We start from the raw sequence: 17,176 nt of genomic DNA on the forward strand, positions 1-17,176 counted from the left end.
CGCGGTAACGCGATCCGAAAAGGCAGGGGTTTCCCCTGCCTTTTTTTATTTCACTATACGTTTTCAATTCCATGAAGCTTTCGACCATCCGTTTCTCTCCGTTGCAAGCCTGGGCCGTGGCAGCGCTGGTAGCTGCTGTACCAGTGGTGCACGCCGCCGATGCGGTCACGCTGGTGCACGATGGCCAGGCCGCCGTCACTGCGGTTGATGTAGAGGCCGATGTGCAGATGCGCTTGCCTGTCGAGGTGCGTTCGCAGGCGTTGGCCAGCAAGCAGACTGTGGGGCAGATTGCACAGAATCTCTTTGTCCGCCGGGCCTTGGGCAAGCAGGCTCTGGCCGATGGGCTGGACAAGGATCCTGTGGTGGCTGCTGCCCTGCAGGTGGCACGCGACAAGGTGCTGTCTGACGAGTTGTTGAACCGTGCGGCTGGCAACAGCGTGGCCAGCGAGGCGGCCATGCTGAAACAGGCGCGTTCTATCTACCAGGCCAAGCCTGAGCGCTTCAAGGTGGGTGAGCAGGTGAAGGCTCGGCACATCCTGATTTCTGGCACGACGCCCGAGTCGCGGGCCAAAGCGGAAGAACTGCTGGCCCAGGCCAGGAAGGGTGCCGATTTCGCGAAACTTGCTGAAGAAAATTCAGCCGACAAGGGCAGCGCGGCGCGCGGTGGCGATCTCGGCTTCTTCACGCAGGGTCGCATGGTTCCAGAGTTCGACAAGGCTGTCTTCGCCCTTCAGAAAAAGGGAGACCTGAGCGAAGTGGTCCAGACCCAGTTCGGCTACCATGTGATCCAGTTGGAGGAGCGGCGCGCGCCCTCGGTCCGTCCGTTTGATGAAGTCAAGGAAGAACTGCTGCGCGAGGTGCGAGCCGAGTCTGCCAACGAGGCCCGCATGGCGCTGGTGCGCAAGGTGCAGGAAAAGATGGTGGCCGATGACAAGGCGCTCGACGCGTTTGTCGAACGCCAGGCACCTTCTGCACAGAAAGCTGCCGCGACACAGCGCTGATACGGCGTATCCTGTCTGATCCAAAGGCTGCCCTGCCTGTGCCTCGATGGCGCTGGCGGGCAGCCTCCAGTTTTTCTACGATGAACGCTTTATGGAATGAGGCGCTTGCGCTGTGGCGCGGGCGCGGTCTGGCGTGGGTGCTGATACGCCGCGAGATCGCTTCGCGCCACACCGGTACGGCCCTGGGCATTGCCTGGCCCTACCTGCAGCCGCTGCTGACTGTGGCAGCTTATTACCTGGTATTCGATGTGGTGTTCGGCATGCGGCTGGGTGAGCACGCACCAACACCTGCGGTGGGGGCATTTCTCGTGGTGGGTGCTTTGCCTTGGATGGCCTTCTGCGATGCCGTCTCGCGGGGCATGAACAGCCTGATCGACGCAGGCGGGCTGTTGCAGAAGAACCCCTTGCCCCCCGTGCTTTTCGTCACGCGCTCGGTGCTGGCCAGTGCGCTGATCTATGGCCCGCTGTTGCTGCTGGTGGCCTTGGCCTATATTCCCTCCCATGGACTGCAGCCCGCCGTCCTGGCCTTGTTGCCACTGCTGGCATTGCAGGTGCTGCTGTGCCTGGTGCTTGCGTATGTGCTGGCCATTCTGGCCGCCGCCCTGCGCGATACAGTACAGGTGGTGGGCTTTCTGTTGTCCGTAGGTATCTACCTGACCCCTGTTCTGTTTCCGTTGAGCATGTTCCCCGAGCGCTGGCGCTGGGTGCTCTGGCTCAATCCGATGACGGGGCTGGTCCAGGGCTATCAGCAGGTGCTTTTGCAGGGGGCCTGGCCGCCGCTGAGTGTGTGGTGGGTGTCGCTGGCCTGGCTTGCGGGCGGCGCCATCGTTTTGAATGCGCTGGTGCGGCGCAGCCGTGACCAGTTGGTGGATTGGCTATGAGCATGAAGCATGGCAATGCCCTGCCCGATGACATGGTGCTGCGTGTGCGCCAACTGGGCAAGGAATACAAGCTCTATCCCTCTCCGCGTTCGCGCCTGAAGGCGCTGTTGACAGGTGCTGCCACGCACCGCAGCCATTGGGCACTGCGGGACGTGTCCTTCGAGTTGCGGCGCGGGCAGTGCATTGGCGTGATCGGTGACAACGGCGCTGGCAAGAGCTCACTGCTCAAGCTGCTGGCGGGGACCTTGCAGCCCAGTTGCGGACAGATCGAGCGCGTGGGGCGGGTGACGGCCATCCTGGAATTGGGCGCGGGCTTCCACCCTGATTTCAGTGGGCGCGACAACCTGTATTTCGGCGGCAGCCTGATCGGCATTAGCCATGAGCGTATGCGCGAGCTCGAGCCCGAGATCGCGGCGTTCGCCGAGCTGGGCGAAGCACTGGACCGGCCCGTCAAGACCTATTCATCCGGTATGACGGTGCGGCTGGCGTTTGCGCTGGTGACGGCGGTGCAGCCGGACGTGCTGATCATCGATGAAGCCCTGGCTGTGGGCGACCAGCATTTCCAGAAGAAATGCATCGAACGCATCATGGCGTTCCGCAAAAGCGGCTGCACCATCCTGTTTTGCTCGCACAGCCCCTATCACATTCGCCATCTCTGCGATGCCGCCCTGTGGCTGCGGGGTGGCCAAGTGGCGCAGTTCGGCCCGACCGAACCAGTGCTGGCCGCGTACGATCTGCATACGCGCGAGCGCCAGGAGCGTGAGCAGCAGTCGCTGGAGGCTCCCGTCGCCGCACTGCAGGTGTCTGCGGGCGAGGGTGCCGGACACCAGGAGGTACAGCCTGAGCCTGCAGGTCCCGTCGCGGCCGTTGACAGTGGTTCGGCCTGCATTCTTTCCGTGGATGTGAAGGATCTGGCCGAACCTGCCGGCGACCAGCCCGGTCTCTTGCAAAGCCAGGATCTGGTCGTGACCATCACAGCGCGCGGCCGGGGGAGCGAGCGGCCCCATATCGGCTTCATGATCGAGCAGTCCAAGGGCGTGGGCATCACCTCCCTGGCCACGCATGAGGATGGAGCGGTCCCTCGCCAGTTGCCCGATGGAACCTGGCAGACCGTACTGACGTTCCCGGAGCTGCCGCTCCACAGCGGCGACTACGTGATCAGCGCTTTCCTGTTCGATGAGACAGGGCTGGCCGTCTATGACGAGTGGTTCCAGTTCCTGCACCTGCGCTTCATCTTTCCCAAACCCTTGCCGGGCTTGGTGCGGTTGCCCCACCACTGGAGCTGAGCCCGTACGGCGGGATACACGGCTGCCTGTCGTTGGCTCCATAATCCACACCCCATGACATCCGACAATTCTTCGAATCCCCTCGGTGAAGGGCAGCGATTGCTGCAGGAGGCTTTGCATCTCCTGGAGCGTGGCGATCGCGCAGGTGCTGCGCAGGTACTGGTCCGTGCACGCGAAAACGACGACAGCCTGCTGCAGGCGCATGCGCTGATAGAAGCCCATGGGCTTGTGGGCTCGTTCTCCAACATCATGGGACTGGACTGCAGAATTTCCCCGAAGGACGATATTTTTGGCTTCTTCCGAGGTCATCCGTCCAGTGTGAATCCGCTGCGCGATTACTTCGCCGACGGCTGGCGCACGCTGTCGGAACTCATGCTGCTGCTGGAGGCCGTGGACAAGCCGCTGTTGCGCACGGCCAGCGTGCTGGAGTTCGCCAGCGGCCATGGCCGCTTCACGCGGCACTTGGTCAAGGCCCTGGGGGCTGAACGCGTCACGGTCTCGGATATCGTGGCCGATGCCGTGGATTTCTCGCAGCAGACATTCGGCGTGAACGGCTTTGCGTCGGCCAGCGTGCCGGAGCAGGTACGCTGGCCCCAGCAGTACGAGCTGGTGTTTGTGCTGTCGCTGTTCAGCCATCTGCCGCGCTCGACCTGGACACGCTGGCTGAAGGTATTGCGCGATGCGGTGGCACCAGGCGGTTTGCTGGTGTTCAGCACGCATGGTGTGAAGGCGGCGGACTTCGATAGCGTGAAGCTCGATGATGATGGTTTTTTCTTCGCCCCATCCAGCGAGTCGAGCGCCATCGACGCCAATGAATACGGAACAGCTTTTACCTCTGAGCGCTTTGTGCTGGACCGCATTGCCGAGACCTGGGGCAGTGATGCGCTGTGCCATCGCTCTCTTGTGCATTTCTGGAATCACCAGGATGCCTATGTACTGCAGCGGTTGTAAACGTTATCTGGGCTAAAGAAAGAACAAAGAGGACGATCGCATGAGTTGGATGCTGCGTTTGCAGGAGCGGCTGTTAGGCATTTCCCCATGGAATGCCGGCAAGATCACGGATGAATGGTTTCGTGCGCATTTCAACTATGCAGCTGATCTGGCCCATGACTGGCTGGGACGGTCGCTGAATCTGTCCCAGGCCAAATTGCTGAATTTCGGCTGCGGCGACGGCATCACCGACCTGGCTTTGGTATTGCGCCACGGCGCGACATCCATCCACGGCATAGATATTCGACAGGAGTATGCCAAGCTGCCCCGGATTGCACGAGAGCAATTGGGCATGTCGCGCATTCCCGCCGCGTTGAGCTTCGAGACCATCGTGCCAAACTCGCCGTTGGCGGGCAGGCATGCAGGCTACGATGGCTTGCTGAGCTGGTCCACCTTCGAGCATGTGCAGCGAGACAAGGTGCTTCCCATCCTGGCGGACCTGCATGCCTGTCTGCGGCCGGGTGGCGTCTTCTTCCTGCAGATAGAACCCCTGTTCCACTCTCCCTGGGGCTCGCATCTGCGTCGCTATGATGATGTGCCCTGGCACCATTTGATGGCCTCGGAAGAGGAGTTGTGGAACACCATCGAAAAGCATGAGGGCCCTCTTGATGCCGCCGAGGTGGATTTTGGCTTTGCGGACTTCGGTGCGGATGGCTACAAGCGCTTCGTGTTCAAGGAATACCAGGCGCTGAACCGGCTCACTGCTGATGAACTGATCGATATCGCCCGGCAGGCCGGTTTCGAGGTGTTGCGTGAGGAGCGGCGCCATGTGGACATGCCCATTCCCGAGGCATTGCAGGGACGTTATCCCGAAGATTGGTTGCGCAACAACGAGATCCTGCTGCTGCTGGGCAAACCATAGCCGGGATCGGGCCTCAGGCCCGTCCATCAATCTATCGTGCGATAGAAGCTCCAGCTGCCCTCGGACTTCAGGTGCCGCAGGTGCGGATTCTGATTCAGGCCCTGCTCATGCCGTTGCGGTGCTGCGATGTGGGTGGCAGCAATCTTCGAGAAGTCGAAGCTGCGTGTGTCCACACGCAGCAGCACATGGTCCAGGCTATGGAGGACGGGCTCGAAATCCGTGCCTTGCAGTTCGGCACCTTCTATGGTCAGGTGCTGATAGCGGTTGTAGATACCGAAGTATTTTCTCCCGGGGTCCAGTCTTTCCCAGAACGCGAGAGGCGGGTGGTAGAAGATCCCTGAACTGATCCTGATGCCAGATGCCGCCAGCGCCATGGCCTGCCGATTGTTGTCCAGCACGACCCAGCGGGCCTGGCGGCTCGTGGCATCGGCGTCCAGCTGTTGCAGCTTTGGCCCTGGTTCCACATGCAATGGCGCCTGCAGCAAGGGGTTGAAGGGCAGGGCTGTTCCCAGCATCCAGACCATGTAGATGGCCATTGCGGCAACAAATTGCCGGTTTGCCAGCAGCAGGGCCAGGACGGCAAAGGCCGTTGCCGTGATGACGGCGACCCCAGGACTGATGGTCTCGGAGATCGCCGCAGGCAGCGTTGAATAGGTGAAAACCGCAAGCCATGCGCAGGCGGTTGCTCCCGTTACCGCAAGTGCCGACAACTGGCGCTGCCTTTCCGGGATGGTTGGAATGATTTCCGAGGCCTGGGTGGGCCATTGTTTCCTGAGCACGCTGGCCAGCAGCCAGGTCTGAGCCAGCAGCAAGCCGATATCCGTGCGGTAGACAGGAACCTTGGCCCATTGCGTCGCCTGAGCCAGCCAGGCAGGTATGCCTTGGTATGAAAAGTACAGGGTCCAGCCAATGAAGGTCAGGCAGAGGCACCCCGCCAGATCCAGTTGCCGTGGCGTGCTGCACCGCATGTTCTGCGTTTGCTGCCAGGCAAACAGCAAGGCCAGCGGAATGGCCAGGAAAATGTAGGAGCCGGCATCGCTGGGGACAAGCATGTCGGTGATGTGGAACATCTGATCCGGACCGAAAAGCCCTCTGGTCAGATACCAGGGATCCATGTATCCCCCTGTCTCCATGCGCCTTCCCGGGTAGACCGTGGCAGCAATCGACGACACGGCGTCTGCAGCATGAAGCCACCATGCGTAGAGCAAAAGGGCGGGCACAAGCGCCATGACCACCACGAGCAGTGCCTGTTGCCAGTTCCAGCGCCAGTCCCCGCGGTGCATATACAGCCATGCTATGGCGAGCGGGCCCAGCAGGCTGGCCACCACTACGAGCCAGGCCGGGTACAGGGTAAGGGCAAAGCCTGCCAGTGCCCAGCCTGCCACCAACGCCCTGGGCAGCACCTGCCGGATGGATTGCCTTGTCCAAGCGGTCAGGAACATGCCGAAGGCGAGCAGTGCGAAAAACAGGATGTAGACAGGCCAGCCCGACCAGCCAACTGACATGGGGGACGCACTTACGCTAAGTGCAAGAACAGCTGCGGGCTGCCAGCGCAGTTGTGCGATGCGCACCAGGACCCACAGGCATGCAGCGAATCCGGCAAAGTAAGGAAACCACCAGTACCATGCGAGCGCCCGCCGCAGGTCAAGGATGAAAAAGCCCCAAGTAGCTGGCTTGGCAAGCGCAGACAGGTTGGAGACGGGCACGCCGCTCATGCCCACAGTGTTCATGTTGTGGCCGGCGCTGGAAAAAACCGTGCTGGTGTTCTCGAAGCTCTTCAGCAGGTGTCCGGGTGCGGCGGCATGGTATTGGCTGATGGCCATGGCGGTGATGACCTGCCATTCATCGCTGCGAATGATCTGGGGGGTACCAAGCCAGGCATTTTCGTCATGGGTAACAAGCTCGTCGTTCTGAAAGAGCAGGGCAACGGAGGAGCCGGTCCATCCACCCGCCACCAGAATGATGAAGGCTGCTGCGGTTGCCGCACCAAAAGCCCTGGCACCAATGCGCAGCCTGGACTGCCATCCGGACAGGGACAGCAACAGGAGCAGCGCAGGCAGGCAGAAGGCCACAAGGGCGCCGGCTCTGGGCAGCAGGCTGGCGCGGGCAGCCTGGTGCAGCGTGATCTGTCGCGCCTTGTCCATGGTGGTCAGCGCAAAACGCCTGCCGTCCGTGGTCATGATTTCCATGCGTACGGTGTAGGTGCCGGAGGCAAAGTCCGGGTCGAGCGGGGCACGGATGTGGAATCCGGCGTTGGCCCAGTTCGGATTGCCTGTAGCCGCCACAACGTCGGGCCTGGGATACGACAGGGCATTGAGCCGGCCTTGGTAGACAAGGTGGTCGTCCAGGAAGATCGAAGCCTGGGTCGGAAAGGCGTGGCTGCGTCCGGAGGCGCTCCAACCCTTGGCGATCAACTGCTGTTTGGCCGCATCGAAATGGATATCCTCCAGTACTCCTTGGTCATGGAAGGCCGTATCAGTTGCACCGGCCGGTAGAAGGAAGCCGCAAAGCAGTATGGTCAGCAGCAGGAAGGACATCCGATGGATGACCCTGTGGAATGACTGGCGTATGGAGTGCATGGCCTGAGAAGCGTTGTCAACCTTTGTGCGATGCGGACCTTGCCTTGAAGCGCGCAAGGTTCAGGGCAGTCGGGGCTGCAAGCCCGCCAGCGACGGTCTTGCCTGCTGACTCAGGCCTGCAGCCAATTCTTGACCCGGCGCTGCCAGTGCGCGGGAATACGCCTGGCCACGCCGCGCAGGATGGGTAGCGAGCGCAGGTGGGCCAGCAGGATCAAGGCCCCCGATCTTGCAGCATGGTCCTGGCGTTGCAGGCGATGTGTGGCCAGGAAGGCCGCATCCAGTGGCTGGAGCAGGGCCTGATCGCGCGGCTGCAGCCCCTGGAGATAACCGTCGCCATAGAAAGCCGCTCCCGGCTGGGCGGCGGCACTCCCTGTTGCGGCCGGTTGCTGCGGCAGCTGTCCTTCAATGAAGTGGCGTTCGCGTATTTGCGCGAAGAAGTCCAGCCATTGGGCGGTGCTGGCGTCCCAGGGCATGACCCAGGACCAGTCGCGGCCTGCCAGCCTTTCGGGGAAGGCCCCTATGTCGGGCGCGACGATGGGCAGTCCGGCGGCCAGGCAGGCGCTGAGCGTGTAGCTGTAGGTCTCCGGCCATTGGGCGGGGAACCAGGCCAGGTCGGGCTGCAGCCACTCCAGCAGCGCAGGCAATTCCTCTTCCTTGTAGCCACCATGCACCGTCAGGCGTGCGCGTGGCTGGGTCTGCAGGCTGCGGTAGCCATAGCCGAGCAGATGGAATTCCACAGGAGCTCCGCGTTTGGCGGCTTCGATAGCCACGGCTTCAAGCACGTCGGCCCCCTTGATGGCACTCATGGCTCCCAGCACGACGATCTTGAGTGGGGCCGTGGCGGCCAATGTGCGTGCCGTTGGGGTCGGCAACTGTGCCGGCATGTCGGTGTGGGCAACGGCCTGGACGCGTGCCCCGGGCACGAAGCCGGCGATCCGGCTGGCTGTGTCCTGGCTGGGGGCCAGCACATGGCGCGCGTTGTTCAGCAGCAGCGCATTGCGGTGGCGCCACTGGGCCACGGTGCCGGCATAGGGGGCTGTGTCCGTTGGTTCGCAGCAGCCGCATTCGCCCGCGCGGGGCGGCACGATGTAGCGGTTGTCGATGCCGGTCAGCGAGATATTCTTGCAGTAGGTGTAGAAATCATGGGCCGTGAAGTCATGGGCCGTTCCCAGGCGTGCGGGCAGGTCCAGGATGGCTTCGCTGTGGCCCAGGAGATGCTGGTAGTGCACGTGCACCACGCCCAGCTGGCGCAGGGCCTGCACCAGCTCCTCCATCTGGTCGTTGATGCGGAAGGCGAGCTCGAAGGCTTCCTTCTCTTCGGCACGGCGCAGGACCACGACTCCACCTGCGGCTGGGGACAGCATGAGGAACAGTGCCTTGCCTTGCAGGAACTGCGCCAGTTCGCGGACATGGCGCACGGTGCCGCCCGCCCGATCGTGGAGCACGGCCAGCACCACGGGCTGCTGCGCTGCCTCGGCCTGCAGGCGTGCCACATCCAGCGCCAGGCGTGCCGTGCGCGCAGGGTCGGCCTGGACGAAGGCCATGACATCGGCTTCGTAGCGCGGATGCAGCCTGCGCAGGGTTTCCATGGCGGCACGTTCACGCGGGCTCTTGCTTTCTCCGAAGCTCACGCCGCCTGTGTGCAGCACGAAGGTGTCCAGCAGATGCAGGTTGCGCCAGCCAGCGGCTGCGGCACGCTGGCAGAAGTCGTTTTCCTCGCCATAGCCCTTGCCGAAGTGCTCGGTGTCGAACAGGCCGACGGCGTTCAGGCTGTCGCGGCGGATGTACATGCAAAAGCCCACGCCGGTCGGCACGTCCACCACCTGGCCGGGGTTGGTGCGCGCGCACAGTGCGTCGATGGCGGCCGTGTCCATGCCGGGCGGCAGGTCGTTGCCCTCGCAAAAGCGCGGGTAGCTGCAGATGGTGGCGTTGTTGGAAAACGGCGTGACGGAGGCGATGCGTGCATCGCCGTAGGCAGCCTGGCGGATGCGGTCCAGCCAGTCATTGGCAACCACGGTGTCGCTGTTGAGCAGCAGCACGTCATGGGCGGTGTTCAGCGCCATGCCGCGGTTGACGGTGCCGACGAAGCCGAGGTTCTCCTCGTTCTCCAGCAAAGTGATGCGGGGCTCCTGCGCAGCCTTCTCGCGCAGCCAGGCCGTGACTTCGGGCTCCGGGCTGGCATCGTTGATGACCACGAGTTGCCAGTGCGTGCGGCAGGGGCTGGCCAGAACGGATTCGATGCAGTTGCGCGTGTCGTCCAGGCCGCGGTACACGGGCACGATCACATCGACGGGTTGCTGCGGCATCGGCTGGGGCACGGGTGTGTGGAGGACAGGGGCAGGCACGGACGTGCGGCCCAGCAGGCGGTCAATGCGCATCTTGGCGTGGACGAGAGGGCGCGTGGCCCGGAAGACGGTGGAGTTCTCGATATCGCGCAGGTGCTGCTCCAGGCGCGCGAAGTCCCGCTGCACGCGGGTGGCCTCTTGCTGCCAGATGGCGCGCTCCTTGCTCTGCGACTGGTGGCTGTCTTCCAGGAGGGCGTTGCGGTGCTGCAGCCTATGGATCGCAGCGCTTCGCTCTTCCAGTTGCTGGACATCCTGCGCGTGCTGCTGCTCAAGCCGCATGCGCTGTGTGTGCCACTGATCCTGCAGATCATTGGCCCGGCTGCGCTCTTGCGCGATCTGCCGTTCAAGCGGCTGCACGGCGCCCGCCAGCGCCAGATAGTCGGCCGACATGGGCCATCCCATCTCGATCTCCAGCGAGGCGCCACGCAGTGCAGCCAGGGTTTCTGCGGGAATGGGCAGTTCGAACCAGGGGTCATCGCCGGTCAGAAGCAGCATCAGCGAGAAGGCGCCTGCCGGATGAAGTCCATTCCACACGAGCTGATGATGCGGGCGTTGCCCCAGCAGGGCAGCGTCCGAATCCTCGGGCAGCCATTGCCAGACGACGGCGCCTTGCGCATCGAGCAAGGCCAGCCGATGCAGGTGTATGAAGCCCGGCCGGTCGGCCAGGTCCAGACGCAGATGGCTCAGTGAAGTGTTGTGGTCGGGCAGCGCAAAGCGCAGTGTCTGGCGTGCCTGGCCAATGATGCCCGTGGTGGAGAGCTTGCTTTCTTCGTCATAGCGGCCAGCGCGTGCCATGTAGAGCTGTGCCGTGAATAGGGCATGTGCCTGTGGATAGTTCACCGGCGGCTCGATGGCCTGTGCCTGGGCCACCGGGGCGGCACTGGCGATGAACTGATAGGCCAGTGCATCGGGCGTGGCCAGCAGGTGGCGGGCAACGGCAGGGGGCAGGCTGTCGTAGGCGACGCGGAATTCGGATTCGGGGAGCGCCCGTTCGATGGTGTCGATGTCGTCCACCTGCCAGCCTTGCTCGGCCAGAAAGCGCGACAGCGAGCGCCGCGTAAAAAAACGCAGGTGGGTGCGGTCCAGCAGGCCTTCTTCGCGGTAGCGGAATTCGCCATGCAGCAGTTCTGCCACCAGGCCGCTGTAGCCTGCATTGGGCACGGAGATCAGCAGACGGCCTTCGGGCGTCAGCCGCTTGCGGCATGCAGCCAGGATGCGCTCGGGCTGGCGAAGGTGCTCCAGCACGTCGGCGCAGACGATGTAGTCATAGCGTGCTTCGCCGAAGAGCTGGTCCAGGTCGCAGTCTTCCAGGTCGGCCACATGGACATGGCGGTAGAAGGGCGCTGCATGGCGTGCCTCTTCCTGGCTCAGGGTGACGCCGTCGCAGACGCATTGCTTGTGCTCGGCGAGAAAGGCGCCCAGCGCGCCGCTGCCGCAACCCAGATCCAGTATGTGCGCCTGGGCCCGGACATGGCCGGCCAGCACGGACAGCGACGTGCGCTCGTTCAGATCGACGGTGCGCAGGTAGACGTGGGGATCGGGAATGGGTGTGGTCATAGGAAAAGGGGTGCCGGGCAATCTCTCCGCTGGGAGCAGGTGCCGCGGCCGTATTCATTCATGCCAGACGGCCTTGGCCAGTCCGCAGCGGGCAGCAAGCTGCGCCCACGTCAGGGCGCAAAAAATCCCGGAAGTCCGGGCGGCAGATTGTCGCGCATCATAATCCCGGCCACTGCAGTGACTGCATGGCATGGCCGGGTAATGACATATTGCGCGGCTGTTGCATTTTTTTTGCATTACGGCATGGCCGCTGACGCTTGACAAAGGCTGTCGGCGGAATACTCTGTGCCGCCGTTTCTGCGGCGCGTGATTCCCGTGCGGGAATTTGAAGATTTGAAGGGCGGCATTGATGGGTTCATCGTTGGTCGTGTCGGTGGTGAGCCACGGACATGGCGCTCATATCCAGAGGCTGCTTGAGTGCCTGGCTTCGGCGCGCCTTGCGCCGGTGTCCCGTGTGGTGTTGACGCTCAACATTCCCGAGGCGGAGCCCCAGGCGCCCGTGGCCGGCTGGCCCTTTGCTCTGGAGATCCGGCGCAATGCGCAGCCTCTGGGGTTCGGCTGCAACCACAACCGGGCGCTGGCGAGCGCACGGGAGCCGTTTGTCTGCGTGATCAATCCCGATGTGTTCTGGAGCGAGCAGGAGGAGCCGTTGCAAGACCTTCTGGCGCTGGTGGCCCGTCCGGGACTGGCCCTGGCCTATCCCCCGCAGATCGGTGAAGACGGCGCGCTGCAGGATTTCGAACGGGAGCTGCCATCGCTGTGGAATTTGCTGCGGCGCAAGCTGCGTGGGCGCGTGGAGCGGCGTGTGGAATGGGTGAATGCGGCCTGCCTGGTGCTGGGCCGGGACAGTTGGCTGCGGCTGCGTGGGTTTGACGAAGGTTTCTATATGTATTGTGAGGATGTGGATCTGTGCCTTCGCCTGCGGGTGCTGGGCGGAGAACTCAGGCGCGGCGGTTTGCCTGTGGTCCATGCGGGCCAGAGGGCGAGCCGGCGCAGCCTGCGCCACGGCGCATGGCACGTGGCCAGCCTGCTGCGGCTGTGGAGCCGGCCGGCATACCGCAAGGCCAGGGCCCTGCCGCAGGCAGCGCCATCGCTGCGCAGCCTGCGTGGAGAACCATCGTGATCTGGATGTCGGTACTGGCCTTCATGGTCTCCTTCATCGGCTGTGCGCTGCTGCTGCGCTGGGCCCGGCGGTCCGCAACGTCCTCCTACGGATACGACAAGCCTCAGCGTTTCCACATGGGCGAGGTGCCCCGGCTGGGGGGCGTGCCCATGTACCTCGGGCTGGCTGTCTCCTGGGGAGTCGGCACCTGGCTGAGCATGCGCGGAGATCCTTCGTCGCTGCGCATGCAGCTGTGGGTCGTCGTATGCCTGGCCGCCATGCTGCCGGCCGTGGTCGGCGGCGTCATCGAGGATGTCTCGCAGCGCCTGAGCGTGCGCTACCGGCTGGTGCTGACCCTGCTGAGCGCCGTGCTGGCTGTTTTGCTGTGCGGCCTCACCGTGCCCCGGCTCGGCTGGCCCTGGCTGGAACAGGCGCTGGGTCCTGCCATGCCCTGGCTGGGCATGGGCCTTGCGGTGCTGGCGCTGACGGGCCTACCCCATGCCTTCAATATCATCGACGGCTACAACGGGCTGGCGGGCATGGTGGCCACCATCATCTGCCTGGCGCTGGCCCATGTGGCCTTGCAGGTGGGCGACCGCACGCTGGCCGCCATGCTGGTGACGCTGGCCGCCGCCACCTGCGGCTTCCTGGTCTGGAACTACCCGCGCGGCATGATGTTTGCCGGCGATGGCGGAGCCTATGTCTGGGGCCTGGCGATTGCCCTGGCCAGCATCGCCCTGGTGCAGCGCAATTCCGCAGTCTCTCCATGGTTTCCCATGCTGCTGCTGATCTATCCGGTCTGGGAGACGGTGTTTTCCATTTACCGCAAGCTGATGCGCGGCATGTCGCCGGGCATGGCGGATGCGCTGCATTTCCACCAGCTTATCTATCGGCGCATGGTGCGCGGTGTGTTCGACGATGATCTGGCCCGGCGCATGCTTCGCCGCAATAACCGGACCTCCCCCTATCTGTGGGCCTTCACGCTGCTGACCGTGGTGCCGGCATTGCTGTTCTGGAGCAATACGCCCGTTCTGGTGGGTTTTTGCCTGCTGTTCGTGGTCAGCTACGTGGTGGCCTATCTGGCCATCGTGCGCTTCAAGCTGCCGGGCTGGATGCAGAACAATGGATGATGACCGGGCGCCATGGGCGTTCCGTCATCCGGGCATGCAACACTGCGGCGCAGTTGCGGCACAATGCCCGCCTTGTTGTTGACTACTTCCACGCCCCCGGGCTAGCACCATGAACGATATCCTCTCGATTGCCCCCCGCGACAAGGCCGAAATCCTCGCCCAGGCCCTGCCCTACATCCGCAAGTTCCATGGCAAGACCATGGTCATCAAGTATGGCGGCAACGCCATGACCGATCCGGCCCTGCAGGCCGACTTCGCGGAAGACGTGGTGCTGCTGAAGTTGGTGGGCATGAATCCGGTGGTGGTGCATGGCGGCGGGCCGCAGATCGAGACGGCCCTGAACCGCCTGGGCAAGAAGGGCGAGTTCATCCAGGGTATGCGCGTGACCGACGCGGAGACCATGGAAGTCGTGGAATGGGTGCTGGCCGGCGAGGTGCAGCAGGACATCGTGGGCCTGATCCACCAGGCCGGTGGCAAGGCCGTGGGCCTGACAGGGCGCGATGGTGGCCTGATCCGCGCACGCAAGCTCAAGATGGTCGACAACAAGGATCCGAACATCGAGTACGACGTGGGCCAGGTGGGCGACATCGTCTCCATCGACCCCAGCGTGGTGCGCGCGCTGCAGGATGACGCCTTCATCCCCGTGATCAGCCCCATCGGCTTTGGCGAGGAAAACGAGAGCTACAACATCAACGCCGACGTTGTCGCCAGCAAGCTGGCCACCGTGCTGCAGGCCGAAAAGCTGGTGCTGCTGACCAACACCCCCGGCGTGCTGGACAAGGCCGGCAGCCTGCTGACCGACCTCACGGCACGCGAGATCGACGCCCTGTTCGCAGACGGCACCATCTCGGGTGGCATGCTGCCCAAGATCAGCGGCGCCCTGGATGCCGCCAAGGCCGGCGTCAACGCCGTGCACATCATCGATGGCCGCGTGCCGCATGCCATGCTGCTGGAAATCCTGACCGACCAGGCCTACGGCACCATGATCCGCAGCCATTGAGGCCCGATGGCGCGGACTTTGCGGTTCGCGTTACCATCGCGCATGGCCCGGGCGTGGTCTGACGGCCTGGGCCGGTCTGCTGCAAGCCGCCTTTGGGCGGCTTTTGTTTTTTAGGTTTGATATGCGTTTGCTTCTTGTGGAAGACGATGTGATGGTGGCCAGCGGCATCAAGCTGGGGCTGTCCGATGCGGGGTATGCCGTGGACTGGGTCGGCAGTGCCGAGCGCGCCCTGGAGGTGCTGGCCCAGGAAGCCTTCGACCTGGCCGTGATCGACATCGGCCTGCCCGGTATCGACGGGCTGGAGCTCACGCGCCGCCTACGCAGCAGCGCGGTGGAGAGCTCGGCCATGCCCGTGCTGATTCTGACGGCGCGCGACGCGCTGCAGGACCGCGTGCAGGGCCTGGACCAGGGCGCCGACGACTACATGGTCAAGCCCTTCGAGCTTCCTGAACTGCTGGCCCGGCTGCGCGCGCTGCTGCGCCGATCACAGGCAGCCACATCGGCCGTCCTCAGCTTCGGTCCCATCGAGCTGGACACGGCAGGCCGCCGCGCCGGCGCGCGCCAGCCTGCGCAAGACGATGAGAGCGAGGGAAAGCTGCTGCCCATCGACCTGGGCCCGCGCGAATGGACCGTGCTGGAATACCTGCTGATCCACGCGCCCAAGCCGGCCAGCAAGGACAAGCTGCTGCAGGCGCTCACGGGCTGGGACCGAGAGATCACACCCAATGCGGTCGAGGTCTATGTCTCTCGCCTGCGCAGCAAGCTGGAGCCGCACGGCGTGGCCCTGCGCTCCATCCGGGGCTTCGGCTATCGGCTGGAACTCTCGCATACCGTTGCCTGATGCAGACATGGCGCATGGCCCCAGGCGCTGACCGCCCATGACAGCCAATCTGCGACTTCGCCTGCTGGTGCTGCTGGTGGTGCCGCTGACGCTGCTGGCGCTGATGGGCGGCTGGTTCGGCTACCGCTCGGCAGACGAGGCCTCCACCCAGCATGACCAGCGCCTTTTGCGCCTGCTGCCCGCGCTGGCCGACTCCGTGCTGGCACCGTCGATTGCCGAGGGAACGCCGCCGCTGGTCGCGCTGACGCCCGCCATCGAGGAAGTCTTGCGCCAGCGCGGCAACGACGTCGGATATGCCGTGGGCGACCTGCAGGGCCATGTCGTTGCCGGCGACACCTGGATCCGCTTCGATGTGCCTTCCACGCCGCTGGCCGAGTTCCACAGCCAGGAGCATGACGGCCTGACCTACCGCGTGGCCGTCATGCGCGCCGAAACCTATGGCGCCGGTGAAATGGTGCTCGTGCTGGCCGACGGTGGCGACGTACGCCAGCAATGGGTGCGCCAGTTGCTGCTGCATGTGCTGCTGCCCAGCGTGTTGCTGATCGCGGGCGCTGGCATCGCCATCTACTGGTCGGTCAGCCGGGCCTTCCGGCCGCTGTTGACCCTGACCCAGGCTGTGGAGCGGCGCTCGCCGCGCGACCTCAGTCCCATCTCGGAGCACAGCTCGCCGGCCGAGGTCCGCCCGCTGGTGCGCTCGCTCAACCGATTGTTTGCACTGGTCAACGCCCAGGCCGAAGGCCAGCGGCGCTTTGTGGCCGATGCCGCCCATCAATTGCGCACGCCTCTGGCGGCCTTGCAGGCCCAGGTCGAGGCCTGGGCGCTGAGCGCGCAGGCTGCCCAGGCCGAAGCGAGGCGCAAGGGCACTGAGGCCCAGGTGGTGCTCAGCGTGACGCAGATCGAGCAATTGCGCGACGCCACGCGGCGCACCTCGCAGCTGGCACGCCAGCTGCTGGCGCTGTCACGTGCCGACGCCCGCAATGCCGAAGTCCAGCCGCTGCAGCAGGTGGACCTCAAGGACCTGTGCGAAAGCATGCTGGAAATGTTCTTCGACCAGGCCAGCGCCAAGGGGCTGGACTTCGGCCTTGACGTTGCTCCGGCCAGTGTCTGGGGCCACAGCTGGCTGCTGCGCGAACTGGTGTCCAATCTCGTGGACAACGCCATCAAGTACACGCCGCCCGGCGGCAGCGTCACGCTGCGCTGCGGCATGTACCATGGCGCGGGGCAGTCTGCGGATGAGCCGCCAGGGTGGGCCTTCCTGGAGATCGAGGACGATGGCCCCGGCGTGCCCGAGGCCGAGCGCTCGCAGATCACGCAGCGCTTTTACCGCGCCCAGGGTGCGTCCGGCGATGGAACGGGGCTGGGATTGGCGATTGCCGATGAAATCGCCCTGTTGCACCAGGGCACTCTGGCCTTTGGCGCTGGCGCGCAGGGCAAGGGCCTGCTGGTACGCTTGGAGCTTCCATTGCAAATGCCGGCCGTGCTCTCGGAAACAGTAGCAGCGCAGCCAACAGGGACGCGATCCTGACGGTTGCGCTCATGGGGACAGCTTTGTGCGGAGTTGCCGCCGAGGGCTGTGAGAGAATTACTTACAAATAGTTGATC

General features: G+C 64.1%; 12 protein-coding genes. 10 read left to right on the plus strand and 2 right to left on the minus strand.

What is annotated here, in order from left to right; translation table 11 throughout:
- Positions 1-71: 71 nt before the first annotated feature.
- The 5 genes from ACN20X_RS06525 to ACN20X_RS06545 all read left to right on the plus strand — a co-directional run bounded on the left by ACN20X_RS06525 (position 72) and on the right by ACN20X_RS06545 (position 5,020).
- Positions 72-1,001 carry a peptidylprolyl isomerase gene (locus ACN20X_RS06525; RefSeq protein ID WP_016446454.1) on the plus strand — a complete coding sequence of 310 codons (930 nt, stop codon included), beginning with the start codon at positions 72-74 and terminating at the stop codon, positions 999-1,001.
- Positions 1,002-1,081: 80 nt separating this feature from the next.
- Positions 1,082-1,882 carry an ABC transporter permease gene (locus tag ACN20X_RS06530; RefSeq protein ID WP_016446453.1) on the plus strand — a complete coding sequence of 267 codons (801 nt, stop codon included), beginning with the start codon at positions 1,082-1,084 and terminating at the stop codon, positions 1,880-1,882.
- Positions 1,879-3,168 carry an ABC transporter ATP-binding protein gene (locus tag ACN20X_RS06535; RefSeq protein ID WP_046987374.1) on the plus strand — a complete coding sequence of 430 codons (1,290 nt, stop codon included), beginning with the start codon at positions 1,879-1,881 and terminating at the stop codon, positions 3,166-3,168. Before ACN20X_RS06530 ends, ACN20X_RS06535 begins: the two co-directional genes overlap by 4 nt.
- 114 nt (positions 3,169-3,282) lie before the next feature.
- Positions 3,283-4,119, plus strand: coding sequence for a class I SAM-dependent methyltransferase (locus ACN20X_RS06540; protein ID WP_473210382.1), 837 nt, complete (start codon positions 3,283-3,285; stop codon positions 4,117-4,119).
- 40 nt (positions 4,120-4,159) lie between these two features.
- Complete coding sequence (locus ACN20X_RS06545) at positions 4,160-5,020, plus strand: class I SAM-dependent methyltransferase (RefSeq protein ID WP_016451818.1); 861 nt, start codon at positions 4,160-4,162, stop codon at positions 5,018-5,020.
- Between the two features lie 26 nt (positions 5,021-5,046).
- Here the strand turns inward: ACN20X_RS06545 and ACN20X_RS06550 are convergent, their stop codons facing one another.
- Together ACN20X_RS06550 and ACN20X_RS06555 are read right to left on the minus strand one after the other, a co-directional pair.
- On the minus strand, positions 5,047-7,557 hold the full coding sequence (locus ACN20X_RS06550; RefSeq protein WP_227469586.1) for a DUF7657 domain-containing protein: 2,511 nt from the start codon (positions 7,555-7,557) through the stop codon (positions 5,047-5,049).
- A 152-nt stretch (positions 7,558-7,709) separates the two neighbouring features.
- A complete protein-coding gene (locus tag ACN20X_RS06555) occupies positions 7,710-11,501 on the minus strand; it encodes a methyltransferase domain-containing protein (protein ID WP_047474655.1) in 3,792 nt (1,263 codons plus the stop codon).
- Between the two features lie 349 nt (positions 11,502-11,850).
- Between ACN20X_RS06555 and ACN20X_RS06560 the strand changes: the two genes are divergently transcribed.
- From ACN20X_RS06560 to ACN20X_RS06580, 5 genes are all read left to right on the plus strand, one after another.
- Positions 11,851-12,624: a glycosyltransferase family 2 protein gene (locus ACN20X_RS06560; protein ID WP_016451815.1), complete on the plus strand. Its 774-nt coding sequence runs from the start codon at positions 11,851-11,853 to the stop codon at positions 12,622-12,624.
- A gap of 5 nt (positions 12,625-12,629) precedes the next feature.
- On the plus strand, positions 12,630-13,733 hold the full coding sequence (locus ACN20X_RS06565; RefSeq protein WP_016446446.1) for a glycosyltransferase family 4 protein: 1,104 nt from the start codon (positions 12,630-12,632) through the stop codon (positions 13,731-13,733).
- 109 nt (positions 13,734-13,842) lie between these two features.
- Positions 13,843-14,733, plus strand: a complete 891-nt coding sequence (gene argB, locus ACN20X_RS06570; RefSeq protein ID WP_012203251.1) for an acetylglutamate kinase — start codon at positions 13,843-13,845, stop codon at positions 14,731-14,733.
- Positions 14,734-14,854: 121 nt separating this feature from the next.
- A complete protein-coding gene (locus tag ACN20X_RS06575) occupies positions 14,855-15,574 on the plus strand; it encodes a response regulator transcription factor (RefSeq protein ID WP_016446445.1) in 720 nt (239 codons plus the stop codon).
- A gap of 37 nt (positions 15,575-15,611) precedes the next feature.
- Positions 15,612-17,099, plus strand: a complete 1,488-nt coding sequence (locus ACN20X_RS06580; RefSeq protein ID WP_016451814.1) for an ATP-binding protein — start codon at positions 15,612-15,614, stop codon at positions 17,097-17,099.
- Positions 17,100-17,176 lie beyond the last annotated feature (77 nt).

The sequence above is a fragment of the Delftia sp. PX-1 genome, from assembly GCF_055797465.1.

What these genes read in the sequence shown, in the direction of transcription:
- ACN20X_RS06565 (WP_016446446.1), top strand. Translation starts at nt 12,630, where the DNA reads ATGTCGGTACTGGCCTTCATGGTCTCCTTCATCGGCTGTGCGCTGCTG.
- ACN20X_RS06560 (WP_016451815.1), top strand. Translation starts at nt 11,851, where the DNA reads ATGGGTTCATCGTTGGTCGTGTCGGTGGTGAGCCACGGACATGGCGCT.
- ACN20X_RS06545 (WP_016451818.1), top strand. Translation starts at nt 4,160, where the DNA reads ATGAGTTGGATGCTGCGTTTGCAGGAGCGGCTGTTAGGCATTTCCCCA.
- ACN20X_RS06575 (WP_016446445.1), top strand. Translation starts at nt 14,855, where the DNA reads ATGCGTTTGCTTCTTGTGGAAGACGATGTGATGGTGGCCAGCGGCATC.
- argB (WP_012203251.1), top strand. Translation starts at nt 13,843, where the DNA reads ATGAACGATATCCTCTCGATTGCCCCCCGCGACAAGGCCGAAATCCTC.
- ACN20X_RS06580 (WP_016451814.1), top strand. Translation starts at nt 15,612, where the DNA reads ATGACAGCCAATCTGCGACTTCGCCTGCTGGTGCTGCTGGTGGTGCCG.
- ACN20X_RS06535 (WP_046987374.1), top strand. Translation starts at nt 1,879, where the DNA reads ATGAGCATGAAGCATGGCAATGCCCTGCCCGATGACATGGTGCTGCGT.
- ACN20X_RS06530 (WP_016446453.1), top strand. Translation starts at nt 1,082, where the DNA reads ATGAACGCTTTATGGAATGAGGCGCTTGCGCTGTGGCGCGGGCGCGGT.
- ACN20X_RS06525 (WP_016446454.1), top strand. Translation starts at nt 72, where the DNA reads ATGAAGCTTTCGACCATCCGTTTCTCTCCGTTGCAAGCCTGGGCCGTG.
- ACN20X_RS06550 (WP_227469586.1), bottom strand. Translation starts at nt 7,557, where the DNA reads ATGTCCTTCCTGCTGCTGACCATACTGCTTTGCGGCTTCCTTCTACCG.
- ACN20X_RS06555 (WP_047474655.1), bottom strand. Translation starts at nt 11,501, where the DNA reads ATGACCACACCCATTCCCGATCCCCACGTCTACCTGCGCACCGTCGAT.